Source organism: Dechloromonas sp. TW-R-39-2 (assembly GCF_016864195.1).
In the GTDB taxonomy this organism is placed as follows: domain Bacteria; phylum Pseudomonadota; class Gammaproteobacteria; order Burkholderiales; family Rhodocyclaceae; genus Azonexus.
The window spans coordinates 1,906,802-1,915,697 of the sequence record NZ_CP045202.1 but is presented as its reverse complement, the minus strand read 5'-3'; the positions used below and the strand labels follow the sequence as shown (position 1 = coordinate 1,915,697).

Below are 8,896 nucleotides of genomic sequence, written 5' to 3'. Positions count from 1 at the left end.
GCATCAACCAGAGCAGCGACATGACCCACCACGAAGCCAAGCTGAAAGCCTTTTACCAGCGCACCGGCCTTTCGTTTTTGGGCGTCAGCTTCGGGAAGGCGATGCAAACACCGGCTATCCGCACCGCGCTTGAGTGCGGCGTGAAGGCCAGCAGTAAAGGGAAGCCGGCACCTGTTCAGCCGGTCTTGATTTAAGGGATAGATGCCATGGGAAATATCGTTGTTCTCAGCGGGCCGCAAGCAATTGGTAAGACACGCAAAAGCGGAATCCTCTGTGAAGCACTCGGCTGCAGCATGATCGCCGACAACTGGGACGGCAAGACCGACCACAAGATCAGCGCGCTTTACATCACCAATGCCGATTCGTTCGATGCTCCCGAAGGCGCTCGTGTTATTCGGGTCAGCAGCGAAGCAGATATTGATGCACTGATTGCAAACGCCGAACCAAACTCAAAGCCGGCTATGTCGAATATCGGCATTCCTGAACTTTCCGAAGGCGAGCGCTACCTCGGCGTATTTAGCGACCTGTCCGGCAACCTCCATCACACCATTCTGCTGTCGGGCGACAACGATTTCGCCAAATGGTCTGCCCAGATGGCTTGGGCAAAAAGCATCGGCGGCGATTTGCCGACACGCGCAGAACTGCTGATGGCTTACGAAACTCTTCCGGAAGCCTTTCAAAAGACCGGCTACTGGTCAAACACGACACATCGCTCCGAGTCCGGCTGGGCTTGGTTTCAGCACTTCGGCTACGGCACCCAGTACTACGGCCACAAGGACGACGAGCTCCGCGCTCGTGCCGTCCGCAGATTACCCATTCAGTAATTCATCAATTAAACCGAGCAACACGGTTTAGCCGGCCCCACCGATAGACAAGCGGGCCGGCAGCAAATTCAGGAGGGGTTATGTTTTCGACCGCTAAGTTCCTCAAAGGCCGATCGGCATCATCCAAACGCGCAGCAACCATCATTCGCGATCTGGCCAACGACAGCACGCTGACCATTGCCGACCGCGGCGTCATGCTGACCTGCGCACAGATCATTGATGGTATTGCCGCAAAAACAAGCGTTGAAGCGAAGAAGAAAAAAGCGGCCGAAGAACAATACGAGCGCGACATCACGAAGGCGCGCCGCGAATCAAATGCCCTGGTCGCCAAGCTGCCGAATGAAAGCATTCTCGACAAAGTGGCCGGCAATGCACTGCACATCAATCGCCTCGATCGGCTGACCACTGCCATTCGTACTGAATCTGACGATAAAAAATCACTGGCATGGGAACTGAACTACTGGAACGACCAGTCGCGCAGCGACCTATCCGGCCACATTGCTTACGAAATTGTCCGCCGCAAAGTTTCTGCTGAAAGCTTCGAAGCCGACCTAATGGCCAAGTTCGAAAGCAAGAAGTCAGACCCGGTCGTTATGTCAATCACTCAGCGCATGACTGAAAAGCTCGAACCCAAGGAGCCAGCATGAACATCGACTACGAACTCCAGCGCGTGCTGCACAGCGCCTATACCAACACCGATCTGGCCCGCCGGTTTGTGCTGGCCGAACTCCATGAAATGGCATCGAGGGCCGCAGCATGAAATCCGTCATCGAAAACACCTTGCGGAACGCGTTGACCGCAGTAAGCCAGCGCACCCGCTATCTGATGGCCCTGTATCAACTGCGCAGCCTTGAGATCAGCCTGCAGGGCAAGTGCGAATCACTGGCCGATGTTGCCGACAGCAAAACCCGCGCATCGATGGCCAACAGCATCAAGCAGCTGTCGCTTGCGGTAGTTGAGTCTCGCAACCAGGTGCGCCAACTGCGCCGGGCCACAGCAAAACAAAACCGCTGGAGTGCGGCATGAGCAACGAAGCCCTCCTCTTGATCGCATTCATCGTTCTTGTGGTGTCTTCATGAACGAAGCCGGCCTCTACGGCATCCGCGTCAGCAACGAAGACGCCCTGAGCGCTGTCATTGAAAGCCTCATCCAGACCAATCCTGAACTGTCGATTGACGACTGCCTTGACGCGATTTTTTCCGTTGGCCTGATTTCTGTTTCATCGACCTTAACGCTGGCACTCCCGAAATGACCTACCCAAACACCGAAACGAATATTAAGCGTGAGACCCTAGCCGGGAGTGGGGCCAATAACCCCGGCAGCGCGGTATCGACAACCTCCCAAGCAGCACCCGCAACACCTGTCGAGGACCGCGCCGGTCAAAAAACCATCGGGGCAGACGTGAAAGCGCCGGTTGCCCCGATGGCGGCCGATACCCACCGCCTCAAGATCATCGGCCTCACTGGCCCTGCCGGCGCCGGCAAAGACACCGCAGCCCTGCACCTGTGCGCCGCCTACGGCTTTGCCTCGTTCGCGCTTGCCGACCCGATCCGCAAGGGCATCATGGCCATGTTCGATATGGCCGAGGTTGAGTTGGTCGACCGCAGCAAGAAAGAGCAGCCGATCTACTGGCTAGGCAAATCTCCCCGCCAGTTGATGCAAACGCTCGGCACCGAATGGGGCCGTCAGCACGTGGCCGACGACCTTTGGCTACGCCTGGCCGACCAGCGCATCGCCCACCTGACCGCCAACGCCAAATACCTTGGCCTCAAAGGCATCGTCATCACTGACATTCGTTTTCCCAACGAAGCCGAATGGATTCGACAGCGCGGCGATCTGGTGCACATCACGCGCCAGAGCAAGTGCCTTAACCAAAGCACGGCCAAGCACGCCAGCGAACAAGGCATTGCCCCGCTTGACTGCGAATCCATCCTCATCAACGACAGCACGATTGCCGACCTGTATCGGCAAATCGAAGCCGCAATCGGATTCAACCAATGACCGCCCTCGCCCTCTTCGCAGCCACATTCATGCTGGTTCTGTTTCTCGGCCTTCAGTCGCTCAATGTCAATGGCGGCCACAAGCTGATGGCAGCAATCACCAGCTTTGGCATCAGCGCATCGAACATCATCGTGCTGAAAACCATGCCAGGCCCAACCGAAGGTCTTGAAATCGCCGCCTACTGCCTGGGCGGCCCCTGCGGAATTCTTGTTTCGATGTGGATTCATCCGTGGATGGTTCGCAAGTTCGGGAGAAAAGCATGAGCCTGACTGCAGCCATCCTGTTCCGCTCTCCACCGCCCTATTTCGCAGGCACGGTCACTACCTACAGCATGGATCGTATCAATAACCGCTGGCCATCGATTAACCCCGCTCGCCAGCGCCCAAGAGAGCAGTTGGTCAAGGATATTTTTAAGTCAATTGAACGGGGAAACAACACCGTTCGCACCATTGCTTTTGACCTCAACCTGTCCGTCGACCCTATTCAAAAAACGCTACTCACGCTGATTGGCAATGGCGCGGTAATTCGGCATGGAAAGCCATCTACCGGCTATACCTATGAGGTTAATAAACAATGAGAAAACGCTGCAAACGACGTTTCCATGTAGCAAACGGCCTGAAACTTGCCGCTCAGCCATGGAAGGTTCAATCCGTTTTTGCACCGATCGAACGCGTGCTGCACCGCATGCAGGCCGATGGCGTGATTGACTGCGCTCAAGGTCGGCCAGTCTTCCATGAAGATGGCCGCGGCGGCTGGTACGAAGTCGTCGCAGCCCTGCGCGGCGTCATCCAGTTTCATCAACTGGCCGAAGCCCGACACGGCATTGAAGCCGAGGTCGACGGCATGGTCCGACTCGCCAACAAACTCGACCTGGCCGCGCCGATCTTCGAGGAAGACATCGCCACCGTCTATGCCGACATCGAATCCTGCAAGCGCCAGGCGCTGCGGCTGACGATTGACGAAGCCACCGACATCGTCAAGACAATCCAGATCAGCGCCGCATTTGACCAGATCAAGCTGGCCCCAACTGCATCCCCCGAAAGGAGTCTGCAGGCTGCGGGAAAACAGCCAAGGGCCAGCACCCAACACCAGGAGGCAGCATGATCGCCACCACCGAAGCCGTCGTCATCATGACGCAAGCCGAACTCACCGCCATGATCAACGCCGCTGCCGACGCCGCCGTCGCAAAAGCCCGCGCCATGCTTCCCCGCCAGCACGTCGCCCGACCAGAGTCGGTTACCCAGGCCGAAGCCGCACGCATTCTCGGCAAGAGCAAGCCGACGATCGGCAGGCTGGTCAAAGCCGGCACATTCCGTTTGAACGCACTCGGAAACATCCCGATGACACAGATTGATTCGGCGATTGCCGAGTCTCGTCGATAGAAAACCAACCAAGGAGAAACCATGCAACAAATCACACTCCCACAACTTGCCGAAGGCGAAATCTACGTCGGCGCGATAGGCGACGCAGCCGGCAACCTGCAGCACGTCATTCTGCTGCCTGGCGACAACGATGATGCCACCTTCGAAGCGCAGCTCGAATGGGCCAAGAGCATCGGCGGCGATCTGCCCAACCGGATCGAGCAAGCCATGCTCTGGGCAAACCATCGCGATCAGTTCAAGAAAGACTGGTACTGGAGCAACGAGACGCACCACACCGAGTCCGGCTGGGCTTGGTTTCAGGGCTTCCGCCGCGGCCCCCAGGGCTACGGCCACAAGACCAACGAGCTCCGCGCTCGTGCCGTCCGCAGATTGCCCATTTAATCATTCAGTCATTCAAAGGACTTAGCAATGACCCCCATCACGCTTGAATCGATCAAGGCCGATGCCGATGCGCTGGCATCCAAGATCGCGACTTTTGAGGCGCAGGCCGGCAGCAAGGCCGTCGAGTTTTACTTCCCGGAAACAACCATCGAACTACGCCCAGGCGAGCACTACGCAGGGCTGATCATCGGCAAGGACGGCGAGCCGAGTTACCACCTTGTGCTTCTCCCAGGGCAGGCTGATGACATTAGCTGGGATAAGGCCATGGCATGGGCGGCGCAGCGCGGCAGCCTTGATGCTTCTGCAGGCCTGCCCACGCGCCGCGAACAAGCCCTGCTCTACGCCAACCTCAAGGATCAATTCGAGGACCACGCCTACTGGTCGTGCGAAGCCCATGAGTCCGGCTGGGCTTGGTCTCAGGGCTTCTACAACGGCGACCAGAGCGGCGTCCACAAGAGCCACGATCTCCGCGCTCGTGCCGTCCGCAGATTGATCATTGAGTAATTAAGTCATTTATCAGCATGGCCACCCACACTACCCTGGCGATCTACAAAGCGGCTTACGATCTTCTTGGCCTGTCGGCTGACATGGTCAAGAACATGAACCGTGACTACAAGCGCACGATCGGAGAAAAAATCTCTATCGAGTGCATCGAAATCACGGTACTCGTGTTTCGCGCCAATGTGGCGAAAAACAAAGAGCCGCACCTGATGGAATTGCTGGAGCGGCTGCAGGTTGCTGAGCTTCTGATTCGTCTGGCGATGGACAAACGGCTCATTCCACCGAGCGCTTACGCCCAAGCCATCGAAAAAAGCACCAGCATCGGAAAGCAGGCAAATGGGTGGCGAAAGTCCACTTCTCGCCCGCTTCATGGAGGCCAAGGCCACCATGACTGAGCGAATATTCAATCTGGTCGTGCCGCTGGCGTCGACCGCCGCCTTAACGCGACGCCCGTACGGGCGGTCGCCGTTGAAGGCACAGTTATGCAACAGGAGAAACCATGATTGAACTGATTGAAAGTGATAGTGGCGAGGTTGCCGACCAATGCCGGGCGCTTGGCATTGAAGTTGGAGACACAATCATTGGTCGCGAAGAGTCCGGAAGCTACTGGAACGAAACGAAGCTGACGCTGCTTTGGATCGGGGAAACCGTCGCCGTCTGGCGCCAAACCTACCACAGCAGCAAACGCCCAGAATGGTCCGAGCCTGAAGAATCGGCAGATTGGACGCTGGAGTTCCGCGACTGGCGCAAGGTGCATAACGCCGCCGTAACGGGCGGCGAAAGCGAAGCTTGAAGCCGTCCGAGTTGACGGCACAGTTATACATGGAGGTTGAAATGGTGACGGTAAATAAGCTGCACAAAATGCTGACTGGCTTGATTGAGTCAGGCCACGGACGGAAGCCCATTGTGATTGACAAGGAGTCGTTCCATGACCAACGGGAAAGCGACGGCTGCACCATGCTGCCGATCTCTGGCGTGAGTGGGCCGCGCTGGATTCCTGCCGCCGATGACGATGGCGGGATTAAAGAGAACGCGGACGGCACTGAAGCCGGGCGGCAAACGGTTGTGCTGTACGGGTGCAATTTTGACCCGAATGTATAACGCTGGAGGTAAGCGGAGTGACGACTAGGAGCGAAGCGACGACGGCGGCACGTCCGCTTGACCGCAATGTTATGCGCCTGGCCGCGCTGTTTGTGCAGCCGGACGGATGCTATGCGGCCCTGCCCGACGTGGATGCCTGGCCGGAGCACCGAGACGCACGGCGCTACAATGGCCCGCTGCCAGTGGTAGCGCACCCGCCGTGCCAACTGTGGGGAGCAATGGCGGTGGTGAACTACGCCCGTTGGGGCGGCGAGCACAACCGACCAGGGAATGACGGCGGATGCTTTGCCGCCGCCTTGAAAAGCGTGCGGCGGTTTGGCGGGGTGCTCGAACACCCGGCGAAGACGAAGGCATGGGCGACGCATGGCCTGGCGCGACCGGCGGCGACTGGATGGCAGCGCACCATCGATGGCGGATGGGTATGCGAGGTTTGGCAAAGCGCCTACGGCCACAGAGCGAACAAGGCGACATGGCTGTACTACCACGGCACGAACCCGCCTTTTGAATTGCGATGGGAGCGGCCAGAAGGCACGCACCAGATAGGGTTTCACGACCAGCGGGGGAAGGCGGCAAACAAGCCGACCCTCGGCAAGAGAGAGGCAAACAAGCCGACCCTCGGCAAGAGAGAGGCGAACAAGCCGACCCTCGGCAAGAGAGAGGCGAACGCCACGCCGATTGAGTTTAGGGACGAACTGATGCGCTTGGCGATGAAGGCGCATAACGCACTAGATCAGGCGGACGCCGCTTGCGGCGTGTCGCCTGGAGCGACGGGTTAGCCCGATTTTTAACGGAGAAAACGAAATGCCAATACTGCGATTTGAAGGCTATAGCGACGACACCTTTGGCGAGATAGCGCACACGAAAGACGACTACGACAACTGTGCCAGCGGGGAGCCAATTGAATACCTTGTTGCGCACAGGGAAAGTGGCATGGGCGTAGTTGTGACTGGGCAGCACTGCCCCGGCAAAAGCGGAAGCTGGATGATTGGGGTGGCGAATTGGGACCCGGATTTTGCCGACACCGATTTTCCGCGCTGGCCGATGCGCATTGAGGCGCAGGACTACCGCAACGGCTTCCAGCCTTCGCTGGTGATCGAAGCGCCGGACGGCGTAACCGTTACGTGTTTGCAACGTGGCGGGCATGACGGGGGCTAACGCTGAGGTAAGCGGGCGACCGTCAGGGCGCTCCGCTTGACCGCCGTGTTATGCGGCATTTTTGAAAGGAAGAACATGAACACCGACACCAACAACGCCAAGCCGTTGCTCCTGTTGCAGCAAGCATTCGACGCGCTGGAGGCAACTTCCGATAGCGACATTGACGATTTCGAGGACGAGGAAGAAGAGGCCGAGGCGGCTCCGGCGCAGTACGCCTGCCGAAAGATCATGGAGGCCATGGACCTGCTGCGGTCCGCGAACAGGGAGCGCTTGCTTGGCGCATAACGCTGGCAGTAACGGGCCGAGCGGCGTAGCCGCGAAGGTCAGCGTTGACTGAAATGTTGGGCGGTTGACGCCCAGAAAGGAACTGAAATGGTTACGCAACAAGAAGCCGAGAAGCTGGCACAGAAGCACGTGCAGGACTACCTGAACGCCTGTGGATTGGACACCGTTGAAGACGCCGGCAATGCCCTGATGAAGTTGTGCAGTGTGGCTGGCGTGATGATGTGCGCCACCGTTGGACAAGATGACGCGGTGGCTCGCCTTGAAGGCACTGCGGCGTTTATTGCGAAGCCGCAATTTGCTGGCAAATGGAAACAGGAAGCGGTGCAGTAATGGCGCTCTATGACCCGAGGCCGCTTTCGTGGAACGAGCGCGCGCAACTGGCGAAGAAATTGCGCGACGAAGCGGCCGGAAAGATTGCCGAGGCGCAGCGCATTGAAGACGGGATAGCCGCCGACAAAAAAGAGCTGGATGACATGTTGACCGCAGCAATGAACAAGACGCCCAACGCCTGAGATAACCGGAAGCCCGTCAGGGCTGTCCGGTTGATTGATGGGTTCGGCGGCAATTTACGAAGGAGAGAAGCAATGACCGATGAACAGAAACGGCTTGTGCATGGCGCGTTGTTTGATGCTGACCACCTTGCGACCTGCTGCGACAACATGCTGAAAGCGATGAACCGACATCACGCGGCAATTGAGCGTGGCGAGGTCGTTGATGAAACTGACATTGAGGCATGCGCGGCCGCGCTGGTTGAGTTGGAGCAAGCCGAATCGGACGTGTCCGAATACTGGCGAGCCATCCGGAGCGCGACACACGAATACCGAAAACGAGCAGAACGGGCGAGGGCTGCATTGACGCCGAACGCCTGAGATAACCGGAAGCCCGTCAGGGCTGTCCGGTTGATTGAATAGTTGGGCGTGACGCCCGGAAAGGACTAATGAAATGGACAAAAGCAAAACCTATTTCTGCCTTGGCAATGGCGAGCGTGGCTGTGATGGCTGCGGACAGGAGCACAACTGGCAGGAACTGAACAATCTGCCCGATGAGTACCGAAAACGGGTGCAGGAAGAAATGCAGCGAGTTGATGACACCGAGTGCATTTTGCGCGGACGCCCGTGGTTTGTTGCTGCACCGAAGAAACCGATTCCGACCGGAATATCGGCATTCCGCAACAAGAGCGGCGATCTCGTGAGCACATACCCCGATGGTCCAGCGCTGATTTTGACGCCCAACGCCTTATAGACACCTAAAAAGGTGTATATCAAA

The 8,896-nt window shown here is 57.9% G+C and carries 22 protein-coding genes; all 22 read left to right on the top strand.

Going from position 1 to position 8,896, the window contains the following annotated elements; translation table 11 throughout:
• Window positions 1–20 precede the first annotated feature (20 nt).
• The gene (locus GBK02_RS09125) at window positions 21–194 is read left to right on the top strand and encodes a hypothetical protein (protein WP_203466372.1); all 174 of its coding nucleotides are present in this window, start codon (window positions 21–23) and stop codon (window positions 192–194) included.
• Between the two features lie 12 nt (window positions 195–206).
• Window positions 207–824, top strand: a complete 618-nt coding sequence (locus GBK02_RS09120; protein WP_203466371.1) for a DUF1566 domain-containing protein — start codon at window positions 207–209, stop codon at window positions 822–824.
• A gap of 80 nt (window positions 825–904) precedes the next feature.
• Complete coding sequence (locus tag GBK02_RS09115; protein WP_203466370.1) at window positions 905–1,471, top strand: hypothetical protein; 567 nt, start codon at window positions 905–907, stop codon at window positions 1,469–1,471.
• A 109-nt stretch (window positions 1,472–1,580) separates the two neighbouring features.
• Window positions 1,581–1,850, top strand: a complete 270-nt coding sequence (locus tag GBK02_RS09110; protein WP_203466369.1) for a hypothetical protein — start codon at window positions 1,581–1,583, stop codon at window positions 1,848–1,850.
• A 49-nt stretch (window positions 1,851–1,899) separates the two neighbouring features.
• Window positions 1,900–2,076: a hypothetical protein gene (locus GBK02_RS09105; protein WP_203466368.1), complete on the top strand. Its 177-nt coding sequence runs from the start codon at window positions 1,900–1,902 to the stop codon at window positions 2,074–2,076.
• 149 nt (window positions 2,077–2,225) lie between these two features.
• Window positions 2,226–2,825, top strand: coding sequence for a hypothetical protein (locus GBK02_RS09100; protein ID WP_203466367.1), 600 nt, complete (start codon window positions 2,226–2,228; stop codon window positions 2,823–2,825).
• Window positions 2,822–3,088 carry a hypothetical protein gene (locus tag GBK02_RS09095; protein ID WP_203466366.1) on the top strand — a complete coding sequence of 89 codons (267 nt, stop codon included), beginning with the start codon at window positions 2,822–2,824 and terminating at the stop codon, window positions 3,086–3,088. The genes GBK02_RS09100 and GBK02_RS09095 overlap by 4 nt, the downstream gene beginning before the upstream one ends.
• Window positions 3,085–3,402 carry a hypothetical protein gene (locus GBK02_RS09090; RefSeq protein WP_203466365.1) on the top strand — a complete coding sequence of 106 codons (318 nt, stop codon included), beginning with the start codon at window positions 3,085–3,087 and terminating at the stop codon, window positions 3,400–3,402. The genes GBK02_RS09095 and GBK02_RS09090 overlap by 4 nt, the downstream gene beginning before the upstream one ends.
• A complete protein-coding gene (locus GBK02_RS09085) occupies window positions 3,399–3,929 on the top strand; it encodes a hypothetical protein (RefSeq protein WP_203466364.1) in 531 nt (176 codons plus the stop codon). Before GBK02_RS09090 ends, GBK02_RS09085 begins: the two co-directional genes overlap by 4 nt.
• Entirely contained in the window at window positions 3,926–4,207 is a 282-nt protein-coding gene (locus tag GBK02_RS09080) for a hypothetical protein (protein WP_203466363.1), read from the top strand. Before GBK02_RS09085 ends, GBK02_RS09080 begins: the two co-directional genes overlap by 4 nt.
• Before the next feature lie 21 nt (window positions 4,208–4,228).
• Window positions 4,229–4,588, top strand: coding sequence for a DUF1566 domain-containing protein (locus GBK02_RS09075; RefSeq protein ID WP_203466362.1), 360 nt, complete (start codon window positions 4,229–4,231; stop codon window positions 4,586–4,588).
• A gap of 27 nt (window positions 4,589–4,615) precedes the next feature.
• Window positions 4,616–5,092, top strand: coding sequence for a DUF1566 domain-containing protein (locus GBK02_RS09070; RefSeq protein WP_203466361.1), 477 nt, complete (start codon window positions 4,616–4,618; stop codon window positions 5,090–5,092).
• A gap of 17 nt (window positions 5,093–5,109) precedes the next feature.
• Complete coding sequence (locus GBK02_RS09065; RefSeq protein ID WP_203466360.1) at window positions 5,110–5,484, top strand: four helix bundle protein; 375 nt, start codon at window positions 5,110–5,112, stop codon at window positions 5,482–5,484.
• Between the two features lie 104 nt (window positions 5,485–5,588).
• The gene (locus tag GBK02_RS09060; RefSeq protein WP_203466359.1) at window positions 5,589–5,882 is read left to right on the top strand and encodes a hypothetical protein; all 294 of its coding nucleotides are present in this window, start codon (window positions 5,589–5,591) and stop codon (window positions 5,880–5,882) included.
• A gap of 41 nt (window positions 5,883–5,923) precedes the next feature.
• A complete protein-coding gene (locus tag GBK02_RS09055) occupies window positions 5,924–6,190 on the top strand; it encodes a hypothetical protein (RefSeq protein ID WP_203466358.1) in 267 nt (88 codons plus the stop codon).
• Window positions 6,191–6,261: 71 nt separating this feature from the next.
• Entirely contained in the window at window positions 6,262–6,966 is a 705-nt protein-coding gene (locus GBK02_RS09050) for a hypothetical protein (RefSeq protein ID WP_203466357.1), read from the top strand.
• 25 nt (window positions 6,967–6,991) lie between these two features.
• Window positions 6,992–7,345 carry a hypothetical protein gene (locus tag GBK02_RS09045; protein WP_203466356.1) on the top strand — a complete coding sequence of 118 codons (354 nt, stop codon included), beginning with the start codon at window positions 6,992–6,994 and terminating at the stop codon, window positions 7,343–7,345.
• 75 nt (window positions 7,346–7,420) lie between these two features.
• Window positions 7,421–7,630: a hypothetical protein gene (locus GBK02_RS09040; protein ID WP_203466355.1), complete on the top strand. Its 210-nt coding sequence runs from the start codon at window positions 7,421–7,423 to the stop codon at window positions 7,628–7,630.
• 87 nt (window positions 7,631–7,717) lie between these two features.
• The gene (locus GBK02_RS09035) at window positions 7,718–7,960 is read left to right on the top strand and encodes a hypothetical protein (RefSeq protein WP_203466354.1); all 243 of its coding nucleotides are present in this window, start codon (window positions 7,718–7,720) and stop codon (window positions 7,958–7,960) included.
• Complete coding sequence (locus GBK02_RS09030) at window positions 7,960–8,142, top strand: hypothetical protein (protein ID WP_203466353.1); 183 nt, start codon at window positions 7,960–7,962, stop codon at window positions 8,140–8,142. Before GBK02_RS09035 ends, GBK02_RS09030 begins: the two co-directional genes overlap by 1 nt.
• 72 nt (window positions 8,143–8,214) lie before the next feature.
• Window positions 8,215–8,499, top strand: a complete 285-nt coding sequence (locus GBK02_RS09025; RefSeq protein WP_203466352.1) for a hypothetical protein — start codon at window positions 8,215–8,217, stop codon at window positions 8,497–8,499.
• A gap of 73 nt (window positions 8,500–8,572) precedes the next feature.
• The gene (locus GBK02_RS09020) at window positions 8,573–8,872 is read left to right on the top strand and encodes a hypothetical protein (RefSeq protein WP_203466351.1); all 300 of its coding nucleotides are present in this window, start codon (window positions 8,573–8,575) and stop codon (window positions 8,870–8,872) included.
• Window positions 8,873–8,896: the final 24 nt, after the last annotated feature.